This is a genomic window from Anaeromyxobacter terrae (assembly GCF_022690685.1).
In the GTDB taxonomy this organism is placed as follows: domain Bacteria; phylum Myxococcota; class Myxococcia; order Myxococcales; family Anaeromyxobacteraceae; genus Anaeromyxobacter; species Anaeromyxobacter terrae.
In genome coordinates this window covers 104,957-129,176 of the sequence record NZ_JALCYY010000004.1, presented here as the reverse complement: position 1 = coordinate 129,176, position 24,220 = coordinate 104,957, and the positions used below count along the sequence as shown (strand labels likewise).

The 24,220-nt window shown below is 73.6% G+C and carries 24 protein-coding genes; 4 read left to right on the top strand and 20 right to left on the bottom strand.

From position 1 onward, the window contains the following. Window positions 1–45: 45 nt before the first annotated feature. The 18 genes from MNY62_RS02965 to MNY62_RS02880 form a co-directional block, all read right to left on the bottom strand. Entirely contained in the window at window positions 46–1,419 is a 1,374-nt protein-coding gene (locus MNY62_RS02965) for a sigma-54-dependent transcriptional regulator (RefSeq protein ID WP_242342606.1), read from the bottom strand. An 8-nt stretch (window positions 1,420–1,427) separates the two neighbouring features. Continuing rightward, window positions 1,428–3,080 (bottom strand): two-component system sensor histidine kinase NtrB, encoded by a 1,653-nt coding sequence (locus MNY62_RS02960; protein WP_242342605.1) that lies wholly within the window; start codon window positions 3,078–3,080, stop codon window positions 1,428–1,430. A 9-nt stretch (window positions 3,081–3,089) separates the two neighbouring features. Then, window positions 3,090–4,349: a type II secretion system F family protein gene (locus MNY62_RS02955; RefSeq protein WP_242342604.1), complete on the bottom strand. Its 1,260-nt coding sequence runs from the start codon at window positions 4,347–4,349 to the stop codon at window positions 3,090–3,092. A gap of 61 nt (window positions 4,350–4,410) precedes the next feature. Beyond that, window positions 4,411–5,508, bottom strand: a complete 1,098-nt coding sequence (locus tag MNY62_RS02950; protein ID WP_242342603.1) for a type IV pilus twitching motility protein PilT — start codon at window positions 5,506–5,508, stop codon at window positions 4,411–4,413. 27 nt (window positions 5,509–5,535) lie between these two features. After that, window positions 5,536–7,242, bottom strand: a complete 1,707-nt coding sequence (pilB, locus tag MNY62_RS02945; RefSeq protein ID WP_242342602.1) for a type IV-A pilus assembly ATPase PilB — start codon at window positions 7,240–7,242, stop codon at window positions 5,536–5,538. A gap of 133 nt (window positions 7,243–7,375) precedes the next feature. Continuing rightward, a complete protein-coding gene (gene ribF / locus MNY62_RS02940) occupies window positions 7,376–8,344 on the bottom strand; it encodes a riboflavin biosynthesis protein RibF (protein ID WP_242342601.1) in 969 nt (322 codons plus the stop codon). Between the two features lie 79 nt (window positions 8,345–8,423). Next, window positions 8,424–8,837, bottom strand: a complete 414-nt coding sequence (locus MNY62_RS02935) for a cytidine deaminase (RefSeq protein ID WP_242342600.1) — start codon at window positions 8,835–8,837, stop codon at window positions 8,424–8,426. Further along, complete coding sequence (locus MNY62_RS02930) at window positions 8,834–9,202, bottom strand: PilZ domain-containing protein (protein WP_242342599.1); 369 nt, start codon at window positions 9,200–9,202, stop codon at window positions 8,834–8,836. Before MNY62_RS02930 ends, MNY62_RS02935 begins: the two co-directional genes overlap by 4 nt. Before the next feature lie 46 nt (window positions 9,203–9,248). After that, entirely contained in the window at window positions 9,249–10,097 is an 849-nt protein-coding gene (locus MNY62_RS02925; protein ID WP_242342598.1) for a purine-nucleoside phosphorylase, read from the bottom strand. A 9-nt stretch (window positions 10,098–10,106) separates the two neighbouring features. After that, on the bottom strand, window positions 10,107–11,411 hold the full coding sequence (locus MNY62_RS02920; RefSeq protein WP_242342597.1) for a thymidine phosphorylase: 1,305 nt from the start codon (window positions 11,409–11,411) through the stop codon (window positions 10,107–10,109). 94 nt (window positions 11,412–11,505) lie between these two features. Further along, window positions 11,506–12,252, bottom strand: coding sequence for a YebC/PmpR family DNA-binding transcriptional regulator (locus MNY62_RS02915; RefSeq protein ID WP_242342596.1), 747 nt, complete (start codon window positions 12,250–12,252; stop codon window positions 11,506–11,508). Between the two features lie 124 nt (window positions 12,253–12,376). Then, window positions 12,377–12,760 carry a response regulator gene (locus tag MNY62_RS02910; RefSeq protein WP_242342595.1) on the bottom strand — a complete coding sequence of 128 codons (384 nt, stop codon included), beginning with the start codon at window positions 12,758–12,760 and terminating at the stop codon, window positions 12,377–12,379. Window positions 12,761–12,768: 8 nt separating this feature from the next. Beyond that, window positions 12,769–14,268: a CheR family methyltransferase gene (locus MNY62_RS02905; protein ID WP_242342594.1), complete on the bottom strand. Its 1,500-nt coding sequence runs from the start codon at window positions 14,266–14,268 to the stop codon at window positions 12,769–12,771. Further along, entirely contained in the window at window positions 14,265–15,287 is a 1,023-nt protein-coding gene (gene cheB / locus MNY62_RS02900) for a chemotaxis-specific protein-glutamate methyltransferase CheB (RefSeq protein ID WP_242342593.1), read from the bottom strand. The genes MNY62_RS02905 and cheB overlap by 4 nt, the downstream gene beginning before the upstream one ends. After that, window positions 15,284–17,509 (bottom strand): hybrid sensor histidine kinase/response regulator, encoded by a 2,226-nt coding sequence (locus tag MNY62_RS02895; RefSeq protein ID WP_242342592.1) that lies wholly within the window; start codon window positions 17,507–17,509, stop codon window positions 15,284–15,286. Before MNY62_RS02895 ends, cheB begins: the two co-directional genes overlap by 4 nt. 36 nt (window positions 17,510–17,545) lie before the next feature. Then, the gene (locus MNY62_RS02890; protein ID WP_242342591.1) at window positions 17,546–18,814 is read right to left on the bottom strand and encodes a methyl-accepting chemotaxis protein; all 1,269 of its coding nucleotides are present in this window, start codon (window positions 18,812–18,814) and stop codon (window positions 17,546–17,548) included. 19 nt (window positions 18,815–18,833) lie between these two features. After that, a complete protein-coding gene (locus MNY62_RS02885) occupies window positions 18,834–19,223 on the bottom strand; it encodes a chemotaxis protein CheW (protein ID WP_242342590.1) in 390 nt (129 codons plus the stop codon). Continuing rightward, entirely contained in the window at window positions 19,220–19,726 is a 507-nt protein-coding gene (locus MNY62_RS02880) for a chemotaxis protein CheW (RefSeq protein ID WP_242342589.1), read from the bottom strand. Before MNY62_RS02880 ends, MNY62_RS02885 begins: the two co-directional genes overlap by 4 nt. 76 nt (window positions 19,727–19,802) lie before the next feature. On the opposite strand from MNY62_RS02880, the gene MNY62_RS02875 reads away from it, so the two are divergent. Further along, complete coding sequence (locus tag MNY62_RS02875; protein ID WP_242342588.1) at window positions 19,803–20,495, top strand: response regulator; 693 nt, start codon at window positions 19,803–19,805, stop codon at window positions 20,493–20,495. Between the two features lie 20 nt (window positions 20,496–20,515). On the opposite strand, the gene MNY62_RS02870 is transcribed toward MNY62_RS02875, so the two are convergent. After that, entirely contained in the window at window positions 20,516–21,451 is a 936-nt protein-coding gene (locus MNY62_RS02870; protein WP_242342587.1) for a lamin tail domain-containing protein, read from the bottom strand. Then, window positions 21,448–22,086 (bottom strand): hypothetical protein, encoded by a 639-nt coding sequence (locus MNY62_RS02865; RefSeq protein WP_242342586.1) that lies wholly within the window; start codon window positions 22,084–22,086, stop codon window positions 21,448–21,450. Before MNY62_RS02865 ends, MNY62_RS02870 begins: the two co-directional genes overlap by 4 nt. 417 nt (window positions 22,087–22,503) lie before the next feature. Here MNY62_RS02865 and MNY62_RS02860 point away from each other — a divergent pair, with 417 nt between their 5' ends. The 3 genes from MNY62_RS02860 to MNY62_RS02850 are packed head-to-tail and all read left to right on the top strand — an operon-like array spanning window position 22,504 to window position 24,209. Next, complete coding sequence (locus tag MNY62_RS02860) at window positions 22,504–22,875, top strand: response regulator (protein WP_242342585.1); 372 nt, start codon at window positions 22,504–22,506, stop codon at window positions 22,873–22,875. 12 nt (window positions 22,876–22,887) lie between these two features. Next, window positions 22,888–23,706, top strand: coding sequence for a GAF domain-containing protein (locus MNY62_RS02855; RefSeq protein WP_242342584.1), 819 nt, complete (start codon window positions 22,888–22,890; stop codon window positions 23,704–23,706). Beyond that, window positions 23,703–24,209 (top strand): chemotaxis protein CheD, encoded by a 507-nt coding sequence (locus tag MNY62_RS02850; protein WP_332842097.1) that lies wholly within the window; start codon window positions 23,703–23,705, stop codon window positions 24,207–24,209. Before MNY62_RS02855 ends, MNY62_RS02850 begins: the two co-directional genes overlap by 4 nt. Window positions 24,210–24,220 lie beyond the last annotated feature (11 nt).

Genomic DNA, 24,220 nt, shown 5'->3' with positions numbered 1-24,220 from the left:
GGCGCGGCCGGGATCCCAGCCCGAGCGCCGCGCGCGAGCCCCTGCTCACTCGCTGCCGATGCCGAACTTGGAGAGCCGGTAGCGCAGCGATCGGAACGTGAGGGAGAGGAGGCGCGCGGCCTCGGTCTTCACGCCGTCGGCGCGCGCCAGCGCCTGCTCCAGCAGGTGGCGCTCGATCGCGTCGAGGTGCGCCTGCAGGTCCATGCCCGCGTCCGGGAGCTGCGCCTGCGCCTCGGGCAGCGCCGCCGCGCGGCCGCGGAGCGCGGGCGGCAGCACGGAGGGATCGATGGTGTCGGCGTCGCCGGAGAGCGTCACCGCTCGCTCCACGACGTTCGCGAGCTCGCGCACGTTGCCCGGCCAGTCGTGCGCGAGGAGCGCGCCCTCGGCCTCGGACGAGAGGCGCGGCACCGGGCGCCCCGCCTCGGCGGCGAAGCGCGCGAGGAAGTGCTCGAGGAAGAGGGGCACGTCCTCCTTGCGCTCGCGCAGGGCCGGGACGCGGATCTGGATGACGTTGAGCCGGTAGAAGAGGTCCTCGCGGAAGCGCCCGCGCCGCACGTCCTCGGCGAGATCGCGGTTCGTCGCGGCGACGATGCGCGCGCCCACCGCGAGGTCGCTCTGGCCGCCCACGCGCCGCACGCGCCGCTCCTGCAGCGCGCGGAGGAGCTTGACTTGAAGCTGCGGTGGCAGCTCGCCGATCTCGTCGAGGAAGAGCGTGCCCGTGCCGGCCACCTCGAACAGGCCCGCCTTCGCCTCGGTCGCGCCGGTGAAGCTCCCCTTCTCGTGGCCGAAGAGCTCGCTCTCGAGGAGCCCCTCGGGGATGGCGCCGCAGTTGATGGCGACGAACGGGCGGTCGGGCCCCGCGCCGCGGTGGATCGCCCGCGCGACCACCTCCTTGCCGGTCCCGCTCTCGCCCATCACGAGGATGGTCGAGCGCGAGCGCGCGACCCTTTCGACGAGCGAGCGGACCTCCTCGATCCCGGCGGAGCGGCCGAGCAGCTCGGGCTCGGCGAAGGTCGCGCCGGCGCGGTGGCGCAGCGCCCGGTTCTCCGCCACGAGCGCGCGCCGCTCGAGCGCCTTCGCCACCACGAGCTTCAGCTCGTCGAGCTTGAACGGCTTCAGGACGTAGTCGTACGCCCCGAGCTTCATCGCCTGGATGGCGTTCTCGGCGGTCGCGAACGCCGTGACGATGACCACCTCGGTGGCGGGCGAGTGCGTCTTCACCGCCGCGAGGACGTCCATCCCGGAGCCGGCGCCGAGCCGGAGGTCCGTCACGACGAGGTCGAGATCGCCCTGGGCGGCGCGCGCCACGGCGACGGGCGCGTCCGCCGCGAGGTGCACCTCGTGACCCTGCTTGCGGAGCAGGATCTCGAGCATGTCGCGCATGGACGACTCGTCATCGACGACCAGGATGGAGGCCACGGCGCATCCTAACCCGGGACCGCTGCGCCGCCCTCGTCCGCGCCCGCGCGCGGGAGCAGCACGACGAAGCGCGTCCCACGGCCGGGCGACGAGTCCACCGTCACGCTCCCGCGGTGCGCGTCCACGACGCGCTGCACGGTGGGGAGCCCGAGACCCGTACCGTTCCGCTTGGTCGTGAAGAACGGCAGGAAGATGCGGGGCAGGTCGGCGGCGGGGATCCCCGCGCCGTCGTCCTCGACGACGAGGCGCGCGCCCAGCGCGTCGGGGCCACAGGCGACGCGCACCCGCCCGGCCCCGCCCTCGCGCGCGGCCGCCGCCTGGGCGGCGTTCACGAGCAGGTTCCAGAACACCTGGCGCGTCTGGTCCGGATCGCACGCGACCGTCACGGGAAGGAGGTCCTGCTCCACGCGCACGCGCGCCGCCGCCGGGTCGTTCGCGAACACGCGCAGCGCCTCGTCGAGGAGGACGGAGAGGTCGGTCCGGACGCGCCGGAGCGGCGCCGGGCGGGTGTACTCGAGGAGGTCGTTCACGAGCCCGTCGAGCCGCGCCGCCTCCCGGAGGACGATGTCCATGAGGCGCCGGTCGTCGGGCGGCAGCGCCGCGTTCGTCTGCAGGAGCTCGAGCGAGCCCGACATCGCGGCGAGGGGATTGCGCAGCTCGTGGGCGAGGCCCGCCGCCACCCCGCCCAGATCCGCGAGGCGGCGGCTGCGCTGCACGGCGTCCTCCATCTCCCGGAGCGCGGTGAGGTCCTGGAAGATCACCGCGCTGCCGATCGCGGCCGCACCCGGCCCACGCAGCGGGAACGCGGAGTACCCGAGCCGGAGCGTCCGCCCGGAGGGCGCCGCCCAGGCGACCTCGCCGCGCGGCGTCGCCTCCCGGAAGGCGGCGAACCGCTCCGCCGCGGGCCGCCCGCGCACGTCCTCGAGGCGGAGCCCGGTGAGCTGCTCGCCGGCGGGGTTCAGGTAGGTCACCCGGCCGGCGAGGTCGAGGGTCATGAGGCCGCTCGTGAGCGAAGCCACGATCGACTCGTGGAGCGCGGTGATCTCGGCGAGCGCGCCTTCCTGCGCGGCGAGCCTCTCTCCCGCCGAGCGGAGCTGCTCGGCGAGGTAGGAAGAGAGGATCGCGACGGCCACGAACGAGGCAGCGTGGACGAGCAGGGTGGTGCCCGAGACGCCCGCGCCGTGCGGATCGACGCGGAGGGCCACGAGGAGATAGGCGGGCACCGCCAGCGCGGCGGCGACGAGCGCGCCGCGGCGGAAGAGCAGGACGGCGCCGTTCACGACGCCGATCGAGAAGAGCACGACGAAGACGGACGCCGAGTACCCGGTCACCGCGACGACCGCGGTCGCGACGAGGACGTCGAGGACCACCTGCGCGTAGGCGAGGGAGGCGAGGCCGCGGCCCGACCGGAGCGCGACCGCGGTGGCGAGCGCCACGAGGTAGGTCGCCCCGACGACCGCATAGAGGGGCAGGAGATCCCGCTCGACCTCCGGGCCGAGCTCGAGGTTCACGAGCACGGTGCCGGCGAGGAGCACCGTCACCGTCACCACGCGGAACAGCGTCAGCCAGCCGAGCTTCCGGTGCAGCCCGTCGCGCGCTCCGGCCGCCGCTGGCGGCTTCGCCGCGGGCTCGGCGGCGAGGGCGGCGGCGGTCGGCTCCACGGCGCCCCGCTACTTGATGTTGCCGGCGATGCTGAAGATGGGGAGGTACATGGCCACGAGGAACCCGCCGACCACGCTGCCCAGGAAGACCATCATGAGGGGCTCGATCATCGCCGTGAGGCCGGCGACCGCCACGTCGACCTCGTCGTCGTAGAAGTCGGCGATCTTGTTCAGCATGGTGTCCATCGCGCCCGTCGCCTCGCCGACGCCGATCATCTGCACGACCATGGGCGGGAAGACCTTCGTCTCGGCGAGCGGACCGGCGATGTTCTTGCCCTCCGAGATCTTCGCGCGGACGTACAGCACGCCCTTCTCGATGATCTTGTTGCCGGCGGAGCGCGCGACGATCTGGAGCGCGTCGAGGATGGGCACGCCGGACGAGAGCATCGTCCCGAGCGTGCGGGTGAAGCGGGCGACGGCGACCTTGCGCACGAGGGACCCGAACAGCGGCATCTTGAGCACGAAGGCGTGCCACTTCTCGAGGCCGCGCGGGTTGCCCGTGAACACCTTGAAGGCGATCACGATCGCGACGGGGACCGCGATGAACCAGTACCAGTTGTCGCGCAGCCCGTGTGAGAGGTCGATGAGGATCTGGGTGGGCGCCGGCATCACGCCGCCGAAGTCCTTGAACATCTTCTCGAAGGTGGGGGTCACGAAGGCGAGCAGCACGACGGTGACGCCCACGCCGACGGTGAGGACGATCGACGGGTAGACCATCGCGCCCTTCACGCGCCGCTTCAGCTTCTCGTTCTTCTCGATGTACGCGCCGAGCCGCTGGAGGATGGTGTCGAGGATGCCGCCGATCTCGCCGGCGCGCACGAGCTGGACGAAGAGGTCGTCGAAGACCTTCGGGTGATCGCCGAGGGCGTCGGCGAACGTCGAGCCCGCCTCCACCTTGGACTTCACCGCGGACAGGACCTTCTTGAACGCGGCGTTGTCCGACTGGGTGGCGAGGATGTCGAGGGCCTGCACGAGCGGGAGCCCGGCGTCGATCATCACCGAGAACTGCCGGGTGAAGACGAGGATGTCCTTCGTCCCCACGCTCGGGCCGAGGCCGGGGATGACGATGTCCTTCGGCTTCCTGCGGACCCGGGTCGGCTCGAGCCCCATCTGCCGGAGGCGCGCCTCCACCGCCGACGCCTCGCCGGCCTCCATCTCGCCGGACCTGACCTCGCCCTGCTTGTTCTTCGCCGACCACTTCCAGACGGGCGTCTGCTTCGGCGCAGGCGCGGCCTTCGTCTTCGCGTTCGCGGCTGCGGCCTGTGCCATGAGCTCCTCGCGGGGTGCGGGCCGATCCTAGCCGAGGGTCGCCCGCGGGTCGAAATCGTGGTCAGCGCGCCTGCGGCGCGGGCGGGCGCAACCCCGCGCCGCTCGCGAGGAGGTTCTTCAGCTCCTCGGGGTCAGAGGACCGGCCCATCGCCTCCTCGAGCGTGATGAGCCGCCTCCCGTACGCCATGGCGAGGCTCTGGTTGAAGGTCTGCATGCCGAACTTGGTCTGGCCGACCTGCATCTGCGAGTAGACCTGGTGGATCTTGTCCTCGCGGATGAGGTTCCGGATGGCGGGGTTCGGGACCATCACCTCGATGATGAGCGCGCGCCCGGGGCCGCCCGCCCGCGGCAGCAGGTTCTGCGTGAGCACTCCCTCGAGCACGAACGAGAGCTGCGCGCGGACCTGCGGCTGCTGGTAGGGCGGGAAGACGTCCAGGATGCGGTTGATCGTCTGGACCGCGCTGTTCGTGTGCAGCGTCGCGAACGCGAGGTGGCCGGTCTCGGAGATGACGAGCGCCGCCTCGATGGTCTCGAGGTCGCGCATCTCGCCGACGAGGACCACGTCGGGATCCTGGCGCAGGATGTACTTGAGCGCCTTCTTGAACGACTGGGTGTCCGCCCCGACCTCGCGCTGGTTCACCACGCAGTTCTTGTGCGGGTGGAGGTACTCGATCGGATCCTCGATCGTGATGATGTGCTCGTGCCGGTCGGTGTTGATCTTGTCGATGATCGAGGCGAGCGTCGTCGACTTTCCCGAGCCGGTCGGGCCGGTCACGAGCACGAGGCCGCGCGGCTTCTTCGCGAGCTCGGCGACGATGGGCGGCAGCCCGAGGTCCTGGAAGGTGAGGATCTTGAAGGGGATGGTGCGGAACGCGCCCGCGACCGCGCCCCGCTGCATGAAGATGTTCGCGCGGAAGCGCGACAGCCCCTTCACGCCGAACGACAGGTCGAGCTCGCTCTCCTCCTCGAACTTGTGCTTCTGGGCGTCGGTGAGGATCGAGTAGCAGAGCTGCTTCGTCTCGACGGGCGAGAGCGGCGGCGTCTTGAGCGGCACGAGCTTGCCGTCGATCCGGAGCTGCGGCGGCGACGCGGTCGTGACGTGGAGGTCGGAGGCCCCCTTCTCGACCATCGCCTTGAGGAGCTGGTGCAGGTTCGCCAAGTCGGGATCGCCTTCGTGCCTTCGGGGCTAGAACTTGTCCGGCGCGGTGTTGCCCACCGCCTCGGCGAGGGTCGTGACGCCGAGCTTCACCTTGTTGAGCGCGCTCATGCGCAGCGTCCGGAAGCCGAGCCGGATCGCCTCCTGCTTGAGCTCCGCGGTGGAGCAGCCCTGGATGACGAGCTCCTTGAGGCCGTCCCAGAGCGGCATCACCTCGTACACCGCGACGCGGCCCTTGTAGCCGCGGTCGTTGCAGGTCCTGCAGCCGACCGGCTCGAACGCCTGGAAGGTGCCGAGCTCCTCCGGGGCGAAGCCGGCGTCGAGCAGCGCCTGCTCCTCGAGCTGCGCCGGCTGCTTGCACTCCGCGCAGAGCCTCCGGCAGAGCCGCTGCGCCACGATGGCGTTCAGCGAGGCGGTCACGAGGAACGGCTCGATGCCCATGTTGAGGAGGCGCGAGACCGTGCCGGGCGCGTCGTTCGTGTGCAGGGTCGAGAGCACGAGGTGGCCGGTGAGCGCGGCCTTCACGCCGATCTCGGCGGTCTCGAAGTCGCGGATCTCGCCGACCATGATGATGTCCGGGTCCTGGCGCAGGAAGCTGCGCAGCGCGGCCGCGAAGTTGAGGCCGATGTCCTCGTGCATCTGGACCTGGTTGATGCCGAAGAAGTTGAACTCGACCGGGTCCTCGGCGGTCGAGATGTTCCAGGCGACCTCGTTCAGCTTGGAGAGGGCGGAGTAGAGCGTCGTCGTCTTGCCCGAGCCGGTCGGGCCGGTGACGAGGACCATCCCGTACGGACGGTCGATCGCCTCCAGGAAGTCCTTGAGCTGCTGCTCCTCGAAGCCCAGCTTCGTCATGTCGAGCTGGAGGTTCGACTTGTCGAGGAGGCGCATCACCACCTTCTCGCCGAACAGCGTCGGGCAGACGGAGACGCGGAAGTCCATCTCCTTGCCCTTGCCGAGCTTCAGCTTGATGCGGCCGTCCTGGGGGAGGCGCCGCTCGCTGATGTCCAGCTCGGACATGATCTTGAGGCGGGAGATGATGGCGCTCCTCAGCTTCATCGGCGGCTTCATCACCTCGTACAGCGAGCCGTCGATGCGGAAGCGGACGCGGAAGTCCTTCTCGTAGGGCTCGATGTGGATGTCGGAGGCGCCCTTCTTGATGGCGTCGAGCAGGATGAGGTTCACCAGCTTGACGACCGGCGCCTCCTCCGCGCTCTTCTCGAGGTCGACGGCGTTCACGTCGTCGCCCTCGGTCTCGATCACCGAGATGTCGTCGTCGTCGAACCCGGCCATCACCTCGTCGAGGTTCGGCCCCTTCTCCGCGTAGTGCCTGTCGATGGCCTCCTTGATGGCCTGCTCGGAGGCGACGACGACCTCGACGTTGTAGCCGGTGAGGAACTTGATGTCGTCGATGGCGAAGATGTTCGACGGGTCGCTCATGGCGACGATGAGCGAGGCGCCCGCGCGGTTCACCGGGACCACCTGGTGCTTCTCGGCCGTCGACTTGGGGATGAGCTTCAGGACCTCCTCGTCGATGTCGAAGTCCTTGAGCGAGATCGCCGGGACTCCGTACTGCTTCGAGAGGAAGCTCGTGAGATCGTGCTCCGCGATCGCGCCCTGCCGCACGAGCAGCGAGCCGATGCGGCCGCCCGTCTTGCGCTGCTCGTCCTGGGCCTTCTGCAGCTGCTGCAGGGAGATGAGGTTCTCCCGGACCAGGAGTTCGCCGAGCCGTCCAGACATGCCTGAGGGTCCCCCGTTGTCGAGCGCGAAGAAGGCCGCGAAGCCTCGCGACCTTAGCAGGCCGCTCAGCGAGGGGTCAAGGAAGCGGCCGCCGTAAGTACGCGATTCGAGAGGGTAAATCGCGGAGGGCGGCCTACATCGGCGCCTTCTCCAGGACCTCTCTCGCGCGCGCGGCGTCGTCGGCGATCTGGGCCCGGAGCGCTTCCACGGACGGGAAGCGCCGCTCGTCCCTCAGCCGCGCGACGAACGCCATGCGGATCCGCTCACCGTAGAGGTCACGACCCACGAAGTCGAACAGGTGCGCCTCCGCGGTCACCGCCGCGCTCGCCTCGACGGTGGGCTTCACGCCCACGTTGCACACGCCCTCGTGGAGCGCCGCGCCCTCGAGCCCGCGCGGCCCCACCTGCCCGCCCAGCCAGGCGCGGATCGCGTACACGCCGTTCGCGGGGAGGAGCCCGGCCGTCTCGACGTTCGCGGTCGCGAAGCCGAAGCCGCGCCCGCGCCCTGCCCCGCGCACCACGACGCCGTCCACGTCGTGCGGCCGGGTGAGGAGCAGCGCGGCCGCGTCGACGTTCCCCTCGAGCAGGAACTCGCGGACCTTGGTGGACGAGACGACGAGCCCGTCGACGGTGACCGGCTCGACGACGTGCAGCCGGAGGCCGTGGGCGGCGAGCAGCGGGCGCAGCGCGTCCACCCGCGCGCGCTCGTGCCCTGCGGTGAAGTCGTAGCCGACCACCACGTCCGCGGCGCCGAGCGCGCCCGCGAGGTCGCGGGCGACGAACGCCTCCGCGGGCGTCGCGGCGTAGGCGAGGTCGAACGGCTGGAGGACCGCCGCGTCCGCGCCGGCCGCGGCGAGCAGCTCGAGCTTCCGCGGCAGCGGCGCGAGGAGCGGCGGCGCGAGCTTCGGCCGGAGGACGCGCACCGGGTGCGGCTCGAAGGTGAGGACCGCCGCGGCCGCGCCGCGCGCGTGGGCGAGCTCGCGGGCGAGCGCGAGGAGCCGCTGGTGCCCGAGGTGGACGCCGTCGAAGTTGCCGACCGCGACGGCAGAGCCCCGGAGGCGGCCCGAGGCGCGGGCCTCGTCGAGCGAGCGGTACACGTCCATCGCGCCCGTTCATAGGACCCGGCGGCGCCGCCGTCAAACGCGCCGCGCAGGAACGGCCCCGGCGCCGGCGGGGCCACGCTCAGAGGAAGCGCTTCGTGAACGCGCGCGGGAGGAGCTCGCCGAGCGTCGTGTCGACCGTGCCGCCGCGCGCCCCGACGAGCCGGACGGGCAGCTCGGGCCCAGCGAACTCGGCGAGCGTCTGGAGGCACATCCCGCACGGCGGGGTCGGCTCGTCCGTCCCGCTCGCCACGGCGATCCCGTCGAGCCGGCGCGCGCCGGCGGCCACCGCGGTGGCGACCGCCACCCGCTCCGCGCACACGGTGAGGCCGTAGCTCGCGTTCTCGACGTTGCACCCCGAGTGCACGGCGCCACCCGCGCGCACCGCGGCCCCGACCCGGAAGCTCGAGTAGGGCGCGTAGGCCCGCCTGCGCGCGGCGCGCGCGGCGCGGGCGAGCGCGGCCGCGTCGCCGCTCTTTCCCGAGCGCGCGCTCACTCGTCCTGCAGGAAGCGCGCGATGGCGAGCTCGGAAGCGAGCGGCATGTCGACGAACTTCACGTGCGCGCCGAAGCGCGCCCCCTCGAGCGATACGCGCAGCACCTCGCCGGTCGCCTCGACCTCGTGCTTCGTCCCGGGGATGAGGAACCGGAGCTCGATGCGGCTCCCCGTGGGCGGGTGCGGCCCCCCGAAGAACACGCCGCCGAGGCCGAGGTTGCCCTCGTACGGCTCGAACGACCCGCCGAGCGCCGCGTCGCGCACCAGCAGGTGGATGGGGATGCGCTCGCTCTCGCGCCGGTCCGCCTCTCGGTCCCGCTCGGCCAGGTCGGCGACGACGTTCTTCGGCGGCAGACGATCGTCCATGCTCGGCCCTCCCCGGCGGGACGCTAGCAGCGCGGGGCCACTCTTTTCAACGAACCGCTCTGGGGAGGAACCCTTCCACGACGGCGGCCAGGCGGTCCTTGACCCGCCCAGCCGTCTCCGCGACCTCCTCGTGCGACAGCGGCCGGCGGGAGAGCCCTGCGGCGAGGTTCGTCACCACGGAGATCCCGGCGACCGGCACGCCCATGTGCCGCGCCGCGATGACCTCGGGCACGGTGGACATCCCGACGAGGTCCGCGCCGAGCAGCCGCAGCATCCGGATCTCCGCCGGCGTCTCGTAGGACGGGCCCGGCATGCAGGCGTAGACGCCGCGCCGGAGCGGCACGCCGCGCTCCGCCGCGGCCTCGTCGAGCAGCGCGCCGAGGCGCGCGTCGTACGCCTCCGACAGATCGGGGAAGCGCGGCCCGATCCGCTCGTCGTTCTCGCCCACGAGCGGGTTCATCCCGGAGAGGTTCAGGTGGTCGACCATCCGGACGAGATCTCCCGGCGCGTACGCCGGGTTCACCCCGCCCGCCGCGTTCGTCACGAGGAGCAGCTTCACGGGCAGCGCACAGAGCACGCGCGCCCCGAAGGCCACGTCCGCGCCGCTCCAACCCTCGTACCCGTGCACCCGCCCCTGCATCGCGACGACCGCGACCCGCCCGCCCGGCGTGGCGAGCTCGCCGACGACGAGGCGTCCCGCGTGCCCCGGCACGCGCGAGACCGGGAAGGACGGGATCTCCTCGTAGGGGATCGACACCGCCCGCTCGAGCCGGTCGACGAAGTCGCCGAGGCCCGAGCCGAGCACGAGCCCGGCCTCGGGCGCGAGGTCGGTCTTCCCCCGGATCCAGGCGAGGGCGTAGGAGAGGCGCGTGGAGAGGTCAGCGCGATGGGTCATGGGCTTCTCCTACAGCCGCTCGAGCACGAGCGGCCTGGCCGCGGGCGCGACGGGGCCGATCCGGTATGCGGCGGCGAGGCGCGCGGCGATCCGCTCGCGGGCCTCGCTGCGCTCGCCCGCGTGCACGGTGCAGAGCGGCTCGCCCCGCTCGACGCGGTCGCCGAGCTTCTTCGCGACGACGATCCCGACCGCCGGGTCGACGCGGTCCTCGACGCGCGCCCGCCCCGCGCCGAGCGCCACCGCGGCGAGGCCGATGGCCTCCGCGTCGATCTCCGTCACGAACCCGGCCGCGGGCGCGGCGACGTCGTAGCGCGCCGGGGCGCGCGGCAGCCGCCCGGGATCGCGGAGCACCGCCGCGTCGCCGCCCTGGGCCCGCACGATCTGCTCGAGCTTCGCGAGGCCGCTCCCGTCGGCGATGGCCACCTCGACCCGGGCCCGCGCGGCGGCGAGGTCCGGCGCGGCGGCGCCGAGGACCAGCATCTCGGCGGTGAGCTCGACCGTCACCTCGCGCAGGTCCGGCGGCCCCCCGCCGCCGAGGAGCGCCAGCGTCTCCTCGACCTCGAGCGCGTTCCCGACCGCCCGGCCGAGCGGCTCGTCCATGCGCGTGAGGACCGCGGAGACGCGCTTGCCCATGCCGCGCCCGATCCCGGCGAGGGTCCGCGCGAGGGCGCGCGCGTCCTCGATCCGCTTCATGAACGCTCCCGAGCCTACCTTCACGTCGAGCACGAGCGCGTCGATCCCCTCGGCGAGCTTCTTCGACATGATGGAAGCCGCGATGAGCGGGATCGACTCGACCGTCGCGGTCACGTCGCGGAGCGCGTAGAGCTTCCGGTCCGCCGGCGCGAGCCGGGCGGTCTGGCCGACGAGGCAGGCGCCGACGTCGCGGACGAGCGCGCGGAACGTCTCGACCGGCAGGTCCACCCGGAAGCCGGGGATGGCCTCGAGCTTGTCGAGCGTCCCTCCGGTGTGGCCGAGGCCGCGCCCGGAGATCATGGGCACCTTGACGCCGCAGGCGGCGGCGAGCGGAGCGAGGGCGAGGGAGACCTTGTCCCCCACCCCGCCGGTGGAGTGCTTGTCGACCTTGGCGCCCGGGACGTCGGAGAGGTCGAGCACGTCGCCGGAGCGCAGCATCGCCTCGGTGAGCGCGCGGACCTCGCCCTCGTCCATGCCGCGGAAGAACACCGCCATGCAGAAGGCGGCCATCTGGTAGTCGGGGATCTCGCCGCGCGTGAAGCCGTCGACGAGCGCGGCGATGGCATCGGGCGGGATCGACGCCCCGTCGCGCTTGCGGTGGATGATCTCGTACGCCCGCACGCAGCCTCCCGGATCCTCACGCCGCCTCGGCCGGTCCCCGCTCACCCCGCGAGCCCTCGGCCCGCGCGGCGCCTCGCCGCCGCCCCCGCCCGCCTCAGGCGAGCCGCTCCATCAGCTCGTCGTCGATCTCGAAGTTCGCGTGGACGTTCTGGACGTCCTCGAGGTCCTCGAGCATGTCCATGAGCTTCAGCATGGACCGCGCCTTGTCGGGATCGGAGAGCCGCAGCGTCTCCCTGGGGATGAAGGTCAGGCGGCGGGCGCCCAGCGGGAGCCTCTTCTCGAGCGCCGCCGCGACGCCGTGGAGGTCGTTCGGCAGCGTGCGCACCTCGAACCCGTCCGCGCCGAGGCTCACGACGTCCTCCGCCCCCGCCTCGATCGCCGCCTCGGTGACCTCGTCCTCGGTCGGGCCGGGCTTCACCTCGACGACGCCGCGCCGGTCGAAGTTCCACGCCACCGCGCCCTCGGCGGCGAGGTTCCCGCCGCCCTTCGCGAGCGAGGAGCGGACGTCGCCAGCGGTGCGGTTCCGGTTGTCGGTGAGGCACTCGACGATCATCGCCACCCCGCCGGGCCCGTACCCCTCGTAGACGACCTCCTCGTAGGAGACGCCCTCGAGCTCGCCCGTGCCCTTCTTCACCGCGCGGGTCACGTTCTCCTGCGGCATGTTCGCCTCCTTGGCCGCGTCAATCGCTGCGCGGAGGCGCGGGTTGCCCGCGAGGTCGCCGCCGCCCATGCGCGCGGCGACGGTGATCTCCTTGATGACCTTCGAGAAGAGCTTGCCCTTGGCCGCCCCTTGCGCCTGCTTGTGGCGCTTGATCTTGGACCATCGGTTGTGGCCGGACATGGCGGCGCTCCCCTCGGCGGGCCGCGACCCACGCGCGATCCCGCCTCCGAGGTAGCACGCGCCCCCCGGGATCTTCAAGCAATCGTGGGGACTTCTACCTGCGGGACGCCGCGGGCGGCAGCGCCTACCACAGGATCGAGTCCACCATCTCGTCGACCATGTCGCCGAGCCGGTCGATGCCGTGCGACTTGGAGAGGAAGCCGTCGGCGCCCGCCTGCTCGGAGATCTCCGCGAGCTCGTCGTCGCCCTTCGAGCTGAAGAGGATGATCGGGATCTTCTCGGTGTGGAAGTCCTGCTTCAGGACGCGGACGATGTCCTTGCCGGAGATGTCCGGCATCATGAGGTCGGTGAGGATGATCTCCGGTTGGAAGCCGTCGAGGTGCGCCTGGAACTCGAGCAGGTTCGAGGCGATCGCGACCTTGTAGCCGCGTTCCTCGAGCACGGCCTTCTCCATCTCGAGCGTGATCGTCGAGTCGTCGAGGAGCAGGATGCGCTTCTTCTCGGCCATCGTTCTCCTCACAGCGCGGCGAGGGCGTACTGCGCGGCGCGGACGAACGCGGCGCCGTCCTCGGGGACGTCCGGATAGTAGCCCAGGAACGCCTGCCGCTTCCCCTCCGGCCGGCGGGCGTGCGCGGCGAGGGCGTTCCGGTAGGCGAGCCGCGCGCGGTCCGGATCGCGCTGCGCCTCGCGGCAGCGCCCGAGCCAGTAGTGCGCGAGCGCGAGGTCGGGGTCGAGGAAGAGGGCCCGCGAGAGCTCGAGCGCGGCCCCCTCGGCCTCGCCCTCGGCGAGCAGGTGGATCCCGAAGAAGAGGTGCGCCTCGGCGCTGAGCGGCTCGAGCTGGAGCGCGGCCACGTAGCACTCGCGCGCCCGATCGGTCTGCCGGAGGACGCCGTACAGGTTCGCGAGCGTGAGCCGCACCGCCAGGTCCTCGCCGCCCTTCTCGAGGAGCCGCTCGAGCAGCTCGCGCGCGGCTCCGAAGCGCCCCTCGGCGAACAGCGCGACCGCGCCGTCGAGGTACTCCTGGGGCGCGAGCGGCGGCTGCGGCGCGGGCACCGGCGCGGGAGTGGGGAGGCGCGGCGGCGCCGCCGGGGGCAGCGTCACGTGGCGGACCAGCGGCGGCGCGGACGGCAAGGGCCTCGCCGGGCGGGTCGAGCGCGGCGCCGGGAGCGGCGTCGTGCGCGGCGTCTCCGGCCGCCGGTAGAGGAACGCCCCGGCCACCTCGGTGAGCTCGAACCCCTCGAAGATGCGGAAGAGGGACTCGGAGTAGCCGAGGAACAGGTAGCCGCCCGGCGTGAGCGCGTGGAGGAAGTGCGTGAGCACGTGCTGCGTCGTGGGCGTATCGAAGTAGATGATGACGTTGCGGCAGAAGATGACGTCCCAGCCGCCCTCGGGGCGCGGCATGACGCCCGAGACCAGGTTGTGCGGGCGGATCGCCGTGATGAACCGGCGGAGGCTCGCGCGCACGTGGTGGCGATCGCCGTCGCGATCGAAGTGACGCTCGCGGAGCGCCTCGGGGATCTCGCGCACGCGCCGGGCGTCGTACGCGCCGCGCGCGGCCTGCGCGACCGCCTCCGGGTTCACGTCGGTGGCGAGGAGCTCGAGGTGCTCGGGCTCCGCCCCGGCGACCTCCGCGGTCATCGCGATGGAGTACGGCTCCTCGCCGGTGGCGCAGCCGGCCGACCAGATCGAGACGCGCCGGCCGCCGCCGCGCGCGCGCGCGACGAGTCCGGGGAGCAGCGCCTCGAGCGCGCGGAACTGGCGCTCGTCGCGGAAGAAGCTCGTCTTGCCGACGGTGACGAGCGGGAGCAGCCGCCTGAGCTCCTCGTCGCCGCTGTCCTGAGAGCGCAGGATCGCCAGGTAGGCGCGGGCGTCCGGCGCGGAGGGCCCGAGCTCCTCGAGCCGCGCGCCGAGCGCGAGGCGGAGCGCAGAGTGGCCGTCCTGGCGCACGTGCAGCCCGACCCGCTCCTTGAGGAGCGCGGCGAGCTGCGTCAGGTCCTCGGGCGCGATCGGCCTCACCGGGTCAGCTCCAGGAGCGCGCCAGGGATCGCCTCGAGCGGCAGCACGCGATCGACCGCCCCGAGCTCGATGGCCGCGCGCGGCATCCCGAACACCGCGCTCGTCGCCTCGTCCTGCGCGATGGTCGGTCCGCCCGCGGCGCGGATGGCGCGCAGCCCCTCGGCGCCGTCACGGCCCATGCCGGTGAGGATGACGCCGCAGGCGCGCGCGCCGTGCTCGCGGGCGGCGGAGAGGAACAGCGGCGTCACCGACGGCTTGAACGTCTCGAAGGGCGGGGCGTCGGAGAGCCGAGCCGCGCCGTCGGCGACGACGAGGTGGCGCCCGGAGGGGGCGAGCACGATCCGGCCGGGCGCGAGCGGGTCCCCGTCCCGCGCCTCCCTCACGTCGAGCCGGGTCTCGGTGGCGAGCCAGGCCGCGAGCCCCTCGGTGAACCCGTCCGCGATGTGCTGCACGATCGCGACCGGCGCCGGGAAGGCCGGCGCGAGCCCGCGCAGGAGCGACACGAGCGCGCGCGGGCCGCCGAGCGAGGCGCCGATGACGACGAGGTCCGTGCCTGCGGTCCGCCGCGGCGGCGGCTCGCCCTCCGCGCGCAGCCCGCGCAGGTGGCGGATCACCTTCACGCCGGCGAGGAGCCTGAGGCGCGAGCGGAGCTGCCGTCCGTACGTCTCGAGGTCGGTCGTCGCGTGCGGCTTCTCGAGGATGTCGAGCGCGCCGAGCGAGAGCGCGCGGAACCCGACCGCCTCGGCGGGGTTCCCGGTGAGGACGAGGATCGGCGTGGGCGTCTCCGCCATGATCCGCGCGATGCCCGCGTAGCCGTCGGCCTCGGGCATGTTGAGGTCCATCGTGATGACGTCGGGCCGGTGCTGGCGCGCGAGCGCGGCGGCGGCGTGCCCGTCGGCCGCGACGGCGACGACCTCGAACCCCGGGCCGTCCGCGACCACGCCGGAGAGGAGCTCGCGGAACAAGGCGGAGTCGTCCGCGACGAGGACGCGGACCCGCCGGGCCTGTGGAGGGGTCACGCCCCGACCCCGCAGAGCCGCTCGAGCGTGGCGGCGAGGCTCTCGGCCTCGAGCTCACCCTTCACGATGTAGGCGTCGGCGCCGGCGTCCACCCCCCGGCGCCGCTCCTCGGGCGCGGAGAGCGAGGACATGATGACGATGGGCAGCTTCACGAAGCGCGGCGTCGCCTTCACCCGGCGGGTGAGGTCGATGCCGTCGAGCACCGGCATCTGCACGTCGGTGACGAGGAGCTGGTAGCTGCCGGTCTGCAGCCTCCGCCAGCCGTCCTCCCCGTCCACCGCCTCGTCCACCTCGTGCCCGAGCGAGCGCAGCAGGGCCGCCTCCGCCTCGCGGGCGATCGCGCTGTCGTCCACGAGGAGCACCCGGAGGCGCCGCCGGTCGCGACCGCGCGCCAGGGCGGGCGAGGCGAGCCGGCGGGCCGCGGCCACGATGTCGGGGGTCGAGAGGAGCAGCGCGACGCGCCCATCCTCGAGCGCGGCGGCGCCGGTCACGAAGCGCATGCCCTTGAGGAACGCGCCGGGCGCCTTCACCGCCACCTCGCGCTCGCCGTGGAGCCCGTCCACGACCACCGCCGCCCCCTCGTTCCCGTGGACCACGTAAGCCACGAGCGGCCGCTTCGAGCGCGGGCCGCCGTTGAGCGACAGGAGCGGCCCGAGCGCGACCACCGGCATGAGCCGCCCGCGGTAGCGCACGGCCCGGATCCCGGCGACCTCCGTCGCCTCCTTGGGGTCGAGCCGGCCGACGCTGTCCACGTCGACGGCGGGGATCCCGTAGACGTCCTCGTCGATGCGGACGAGGAGGACCTTCATGAGCGAGAGCGACTGCGGCATGCGCAGCGTGAACCGCGCGCCCTTGCCGGGCTCGGACTCGACCGTGACCGATCCGCCGAGCGCGGTGACGCGCTTGCGCACCACGTCGAGCCCGACACCGCGGCCGCTGGTCTCGCCCGCCTGCTCGCGCGTCGAGAAGCCCGGCGTGAAGATGAGGTCGAGCGCGTTCCGCGAAGACAGGCTCGCGGCCTGCTGCTCACCGATGATCCCCTTCTGCAGCGCGGAGGCGCGGACCTTCTGCGGGCTGATGCCGCGCCCGTCGTCCGCCACCGTGACGGCGAGCAGGTCGCCGTCGACGCGCGCGGAGATGACGATCTTGCCGGCGCGCGGCTTGCCCGCCTGCGCGCGCTCGGCGGGCGTCTCGAGCCCGTGATCGACGCAGTTGCGGACCAGGTGGACGAGCGGGTCGTTGAGCGAGAGCAGGATCGCCTTGTCGACGCCGGTCTCGCCGCCGCGCACGACGCACTCGACCTCCTTGCCCTGCTCGCGCGCCATGTCGCGGGCGGCGAGGGGGAACGCCGCGAGCACCCCGGAGAGCGGGATGAGGCGCGCCTCGCCGATCCGCTCCGCGAGCATCCCGAACTGCGCCTGGGAGGAGGAGGCTGCCTCGGTCTGGGTGCGCGCGAACCGGAACGTGTCCGAGCGGAGGAGGTGGACGTCGCCCTCGATCTGCTCGACGAGCCGGGCGGTGCGGGCGTCGCGGAGCCGCTCGGCGAGCGCGATCACCCGGTCGGACAGCCGGCCCCACCGCGCGAACAGGGCGTTGAGGTCGCGGGAGCGGCGGATGGCGCGCTCGCCCTCGACGAGCACGTCGCCGGCGAGCGCGGCGATCTCGTCGAGCCGGTCGACGTCCACGCGGATCGACGCCGCGGGCTTGTCGCCGCGGAGCTCGAGCCGGGCCTCCGGCGACTGGGCGGACGGCCGCGCGGGCGCGGCCGGGGGCGCGGGCGGGGACGCGGTCGCGGTCGAGGCCGCCGGCGCGGTCGTCTCCGCTGCGCGCTCCGGCGCGCCTTCCGGTCCGGCGATGAGCGCGCGCAGGGACTCCGCGAGCTTCCCCGCCGCGTCCCCTCCGTCCGCCGTCGCGTCGAGCATCGGCACGATCGCGCCGCACGCCTCGAGGAGCGCGTCGAGCCGCTCGCCGGGGCTGTCCTTGGGGAGCGCCTTGAGCAGGTCCTCCGCCGCGTGCACCACGCTGGAGATGCCGACGAAGCCCATCATGCGGGCCTCGCCCTTCAGGGTGTGCAGCTCGCGCGCGAGCTCCTCGAGCGCCTCCGGCGTGCCGGCGCCGCGCTCGAGCTCGAGCAGCGCGCCCGAGATCTTCTCCACGCGATCCGCGGTGGTCTCGCGGAAGCGGGGGAGGAGCTTCTTGCGGATCTCTTCGGAGACGCCCATGCGCGGCTCGCGGGTACCTTTCCCAGGGAGCCCGGGCTACTCGATCTTGAAGCGCTTCACGAGCTCCGCGAGCCGCTCGGCGAGCTTCGTGAGCTCGGAGGCCGCGCCCGTCGCCTGCTTCGAGCCGGCCTGCGCCTGCCGGGTGACCTCCTCGATCTCCGACATCGACTGCACGACCTGCTCGGTCGCGGTGCGCTGCTGCTGGGTCGCGAGGTGGATCACGCGGGCGGCGTCGCTCGTCTCCTGGATGCCGGAGAGGATGCCCGAGACGCTCGCCATGGCGTTGCCGCCGAGCTTCTCGCCCTCGGAGGCCTCGCGCTTGTTCCCGTCCGACGCCTCCTTGGCGGCGTGCGTCGCCTCGCGAATCTCCGTGATGAGGTTCTTGATCTCCTTCGTCGACTCGAGGACGTTCTCGGCGAGGCGGCGCATCTCGGCGGCGACGATAGAGAACCCGCGCCCCGCCTCGCCCGCCTTGGCCCCCTCGAGCGCGGCGTTCAGGGCGAGGAGGTCCGAGCGGTCCGCGATCTCGTCGATGACCTCGACCACCGTGCCGATGCGCTCGACCCGTTTCGAGAGCTTCGCGATCGCGTCGTCCACCTCGACGGCGTTGTGGCGGACCTTCTCCATCGAGCCCATGAACGCCTTGATCGCGCCCTCGCCCTGCTTCGCGCCGGAGAGGGTCTGCTCGGCGATCGCCGCCACCATCTGCGCGTTCTCCGCGATCTGGTGCGAGGCGCCCTTCAGCTCCTCCATCGTCGCGGTCGTCTCGTGGATGGCCGACGCCTGCGCGCTCGTCGAGGACTCGTTCTGCGTCGCCGCCGCGAGCACCTCGGCGGAGCTCGTCGAGAGCTGCAGCGCCGCCTCGCGCGTCTCGGTGACGAACTTCTTGAGCGTCTCCATCACCTGGCCGATGCCGGCGATGAGCGGCGTGAGCGCCGTGTCGGTCGAGCCCGCGCGCAGCGAGCCGGACAGGTCGCCCTGGATGACGAGGCGGATCATCGCCTCGATGGCCTCGTCGATGCCGGCCGTCACGATCTGCACGCGCTGGTGCGCCTGGCGCAGGTCCTCGACCACCGCGCTCGCCGCGCCGTTCACCGCCTCGGCGATGGCGCGCAGGCCGGGATCGTCGATCGCGTCGGGGTCGACCCGGCCGTCGTAGTTCCCCTCCGCGAAGCCGCGGAGGACGACGGCGATGCGGGCGGCGTCGGCGCCGACGGCGGTGTTCCGCTTCCTCGCCGCCGCGCGTGGCGCGGCCGCGCGGGCCTTCGGCTTCTGCGGGAGGTCGAACGGGTCGCGGGTGCTCATGGCTGCTCCGGGGGAGGCGTCACGCGGGCACGGCGGTCGCGCGCTCGCGGACGAGGGTGGGGAGATCGACGAGGAGGAGGGGATCGCCGTCGAGGAGCACGAAGCCCGTGACGGCGCCGGAGGTGAGGCAGGCGGCGGCGAACGCGGGGAGCGGCTGCACCTGCTCCTCCGGCACGCTCCGGGTGCCGAGCACCTGATCGACCACGAGCGTCAGCTCGACGGCCTCGTCGTGGCTCGCGACGACGATGCCGCGCGCGCAGGCGCTCGGCGTGCCGAGCGCCGTCTCGAGGACGAGCTCCTCCGGCGGGACGTCGCGGACGCTGCCGATGCGGATGGCGTCGTGCACGACCGCCGCGAAGGTCCGCGGGCCGACCTGGAACAGGATGAGCTCGCTCGCCGGGCCGGTCACGCCGAGCCGCTCCCCGCGGGCACGGCGCGCGCCCGGGCCGTCTCGACGAGGCGCGGCAGGTCGAGGATCGCGACCGCGCCCGCGCGGTCGCGGCCGACCGCGGAGAGGAACTCGGCGACGCCGCTCGACTCCGCCGGCGGCGGCTCGAGCTGGCGGCGGGGGATCGCGACGAGCCCCTCGACCGAGTCGCTCACCACCGCCACCTTCCACGGGCCGCAGTGGACGATCGCGGCGCGCGTGCTCGGGCGGAGCGTGACCGAGCCCTGGCCGACGAGCTGGGCGACGTCGAGCACGGGCAGGACCTCGCCGCGGTGGGTGAACACGCCGGGCAGGAAGGCCGGCGCGGCCGGCAGCCGCGTGAGCGGGCCGAGGCGGACCACCTCGGTGACGAGCGGCGCCTCGAAGGCGTAGCGGCCGCCGAGGAGCCTCAGGCAGAAGAACCACGCCTCCGGCGCCGGCTGGGCGCCGGCCTCGGGCTGCTGCGCTTCCTTCGGCTCGGCCATCGGGCGCGGATTATCCGCGAGCCCGGGACGGCCGGGCAAGATCGGTGCTATTTTGGTTCACCGCGAGAGGGGCGACGTGAAGGTCCTCATCTGCTGCGAGAGCGAGATCGTCCTACATCTGACCGGCATGGCCCTCGAGGCCGCCGGCCACCAGGTCGTGCTCGAGCGCGAGCCGCACGCGCTCGTCGCCGAGGCGAGCGGCGCCGCGGCGCTGCTCGTCGACGGGGCGCGCGCGAAGCAGGCGCCGCCGCTCCTCCGCGACCGCGGCTTCCGCGGGCGCGCCCTGCTCGTCGGCGACGGGACGCCGGAGGAGCTCGCGCAGAAGGCCGCGGAGCTGAAGCTCGACGGCGCCGTCCCCTCCTCCCCGCCCGAGGACCTGCCGCGCCGCTTCACCGCCGCGCTCGAGGCGCGCCGGCGCGTGCTCATCGTGGACGACTCCGAGATCGTCGCGCGGCTGCTGAAGGAGGAGCTCGAGGCGAAGGGATTCGAGATCCAGTACGCGCCCGACGCCGAGAAGGCGACCTCGATCATCCTGAAGCGTCAGACCCGCCCCGACCTCATCCTCCTCGACATCAACATGCCGAAGGTGGACGGCGCGCAGTTCTGCCGCTTCGTGAAGAAGAACGAGATGTTCCGCTCGATCAAGGTCGTCTTCTGCTCGGGCGTGGAGAAGGAGCGGGTCGAGAAGCTCGTCGCCGAGTGCGGCGCAGACGGCTACCTCCTGAAGGACGAGCTCCTCGGGAAGTGGATCGTCGACAACGCCTGCTGACGCCCTCGACGCGGGGCGGATCACTCGCCCGGCGTCCCCTCGCCCCCGGCGCAGGCCAGGTTCTCCGCGACGTCCGGGCCGTCCACGTCGATCCGCTCCGCCGCTGCGGGGCAGATCGGCGCCCCGCCGCCCGCGCCGAAGGTGGAGACGACCGCGCCGGCGGGATCGAGGAGGAGGAGGTCCGGCGGGCGATCGTTGGCGATGCCGCCGAGGAGCGCGGTCGCCCCGCAGGCGAGCACTCGCGCCGCGGCCGGCACCGCGTACCGCCCGTCATACGCGCCGCCCACGACGAGCGCCACGGCGCCCGCCGCGACCGCATCCTCGGGCCGCGCGCTCACGGTGCACGACGACAGCGCCCCGGTCGCCGAGCGCTTCGCGAGGCGCCAGCCGGAGAGGTCGAGCGGGCCCGCCCCGCGGTTCGCGATCTCCACGTACTCCCCGCCCGCCTCGGGCGTCGCGGCGTCCGCCCGCACCTCGGTGAGGACCGGCCGCGGCGGCGGCCCGGCCGCGCGCGCCGTCTCGAAGCCGACGACGGACGGCCGCCTGCGGCCCTCGGCGTCGAGCACCGTGCGTCCGTCGGCGGCGTGCACGCGCGACGAGAGCACGAGCGCGTAGGGCGCGAGGGCGCGCAGCGGCCCGACGGGCGTGAGCACCGCGCGCCGGCCGCCGTCGGCGAGAGAGACCGCCGCCGGCACGCGCGCGGCGAGCCCCGCGGCGCCCCCGTCGGATTCGACGGCGTCGAGCGCCTCGCGCAGGTCGGCCGCGGGGACGAGCACCAGCCGTCCACCGTCCAGGATCCCCTCGGGCGCGATCGGCCCCGTGAAGCGGAACTCCGCCGCGACCGCCTCCGGGGCGACGCCCGCGCCCTCCGGCGCGCCGCCCTCCACGCGGACGAACGGGGACGGATCGGGCAGGCCGCACGCGACGGCGAGCAGGAGGAGCGCGGCGCGCCTCACGGCTGCCCCCGCGGCCCGCGGCCGGAGACGAGCGCGTCGAGCTCGGCGCCGAGGCGGTCGATCTCGAGCTCCGCCTGCGCGCGCGCGAGCGCGGTGCCGGGCGGCTCGAGGAGCAGCGCGAGCCGGAGGCGGCGCCGCTCGTAGTAGACGGCGGTGGCGCGCTTCACCGCCTCCGCGCGAGCGCGGGCGCGCGCGGTCGCCTCCGCGGCGGCGGCGACCTCACCCGTCGCGGCGACGAGGCCGCCGAGGTCCCAGGTGGCGCGGAACGTGACGGCGTGGCCCGGTGCGAGCCGCAGGTAGTCCACCTCGCCCGAGCCCTGCAGGCCGACGACGCGATGGCTGCGCTCGTCGCGCTGGTACTCGGCGGTGAGGCGCGGGAGCAGCGCGGCGAGGCGGGCGCGCCGGGCGAAGCCCGCGGCGCCGGGGGCTTCCGAGTCCGCGGCGAGCGCGGCGGCGGCCTGCACCTCCGCGATGCTCGGCTCTCCCGCCGAGAGGAGCGCGAGGGCCCGAAGTGCCCTGGTTTCGGCGGCGGCGTCCGTGGAGGCGACTTCGCGCGCGGGCGCGGGATCGAGGGTGGAGGCGGCACGTGGGGCCGCGGCGAGCGCGGCGGCGACGGCGAGGGGGAGCGTGGTCATGACGCGCGCGTGAGCACGGTCCGCGCCGGTGCATCCCCGCGTGATCCCGGCCGGTTGCGCAGGCCGCGCGCGTCCGCGCTCCGGCCGTCCGGCTCCCGCGCGCCCGCCCCCGCCGCGCCGCGGCGCACGGCCCGGGCTCACCGAACCCGGGGCCCCGGACACCCGCGAGCACGGGTCCGCCCGGTGTCGCGCGCGGAGGCGACCGGGTGCCTCGTTCACGGTACGTCGCCATCGCGCGCTCGCCCGGGCGGGCGCGCACGCACGCGGGCGCCGATTCTCGGGAAAAGGTCGAACCCACACGGCGCGTCGCTCCAGGCGCCGCTGGGGCCCCGCGTGCGCACGGCACCCACCCCGCGCGGTGGTGCCGCGCTTGCACCTGCTCGGGACCTCGCAGCTCGCGCGCGGAGGCCTCCCGTGATGGACCGGAAGAAGATCCTGCTCGTCGACGACTCGTCCACGGTGCTCCTCATGGAGCGGATGATCCTGTCTAAGCATGCCTACGAGGTCGTGACCGCGAAGGACGGCGCCGAGGGCGTCGAGAAGGCGATCTCCGAGCGCCCGGATCTCATCCTGATGGACGTGGTGATGCCGCGCATGGACGGGTTCGAGGCCTGCCGGAAGCTGCGCCAGCAGGAGGACACCCGCGAGATCCCCGTCATCATGGTCACGACGCGCGGCGAGCTCGCGAGCGTCGAGTCGGGCTACGCGAGCGGCTGCAACGACTACGTCACGAAGCCCATCAACGGCCTCGAGCTGCTCGCCAAGGTGCGCAGCTGCCTCGGGCAGTAGCGAGCGCCTCCCATGGCCGATCATCCCCCCCGCGACCGGACCCCTCCCGCGCCGCCCGCCGGCGCCGGCCAGGATCTCCAGAAGATGAGCGAGCGCCTGCGCGAGGTGATCTCCTCGCTCCGCTCCGAGCAGCAGCGGCTCGCCTCCGAGGCCGCGACGCCGGTGCCGTCGCGGAGCGCGCCCCCCGAGACGGGCGAGCTCGAGCGCCGGCGGCTCGCGAGCGAGCTCGCGCTGGCGCGCGAGGCGATCACGCACGCGAGCGTGGAGCGCGACCGGCTTCGCGCGCGGGTGGACGAGCTCGAGGCCGAGCAGCGGAGGCTCTCCGACGACTACGTCGCCGCGCAGGAGCGGACGACGGAGCTCGCGCAGCTCTTCGTCGCGCTGGAGCGGCTGCACGGCGGGCGCTCGCGCGCGGACGTCGTCGCGGCGGTGCAGGAGATCGTCATCAACGTCGTGGGGTCGGAGGAGCTCGCGCTGTTCGAGCGGAACGGCGACTCGCTCGACCTCCTGAAGGCGTTCGGCGTGGACCCCGGGCCCATCCACACCGTCGCGGTCGGCGAGGGGATCATCGGCCGGACCGCGGCGACCGGCGCCGCCTGGATCGCGGGTCGCGATCCCGCCCCCGAGGCGTGCGACCCGGAGCTCTCCGCCTGCATCCCGCTCCGCGCCGGCGACGCGACCGTGGGCGCGATCGCCATCTGGCGGCTCCTCGGCCACAAGCCGGTCCTCGACGAGCAGGACCACGCGGTCTTCGATCTCCTCTCCGCGCACGCCGGCCTCGCGCTCACGCTGCGCGCGCCGCGGGACGCTCGAGGCCGCGAGCGCGCGTGACGGCTCCCACCGCCATCCTCCCCGAGCGGCCGAACCCCGCCGCGCCGGACCTCGCCGGCCGCGCGCAGGTCTACCTGCACGCCGGCCAGCTCGCGACCGCCGCGACCCGGACCGCGATCACCACCGTGCTCGGCTCGTGCGTGGCCGTGTGCCTGCACGATCCCTCGAGCGGCGTCGGCGGCATGAACCACTTCCTCCTGCCTCACCCGGTGGGCCGCGAGCGCTCGGCACGCTTCGGCAACGTCGCCGTGCCCGAGCTCCTGGACGCGGTCGTCCGCGCGGGCGCGGCGCGCGCCTCGCTCGTCGCCAAGGTGTTCGGCGGCGCGAGCGTCATCGGCGCGTTCCGCGGCTCCCGCAACCTCGGCGGGGAGAACGTGGAGCTCGCGCTGCGCCTCCTCGAGGAGGCCCGCGTCCCGGTGCTCGACCAGGACGTCGGCGGCTCGCGGGGGCGCAAGCTGATCTTCGTCGTGGACGAGGGCACCGCGTGGGTTCGCCACCTGTGAGCGGCGACGGA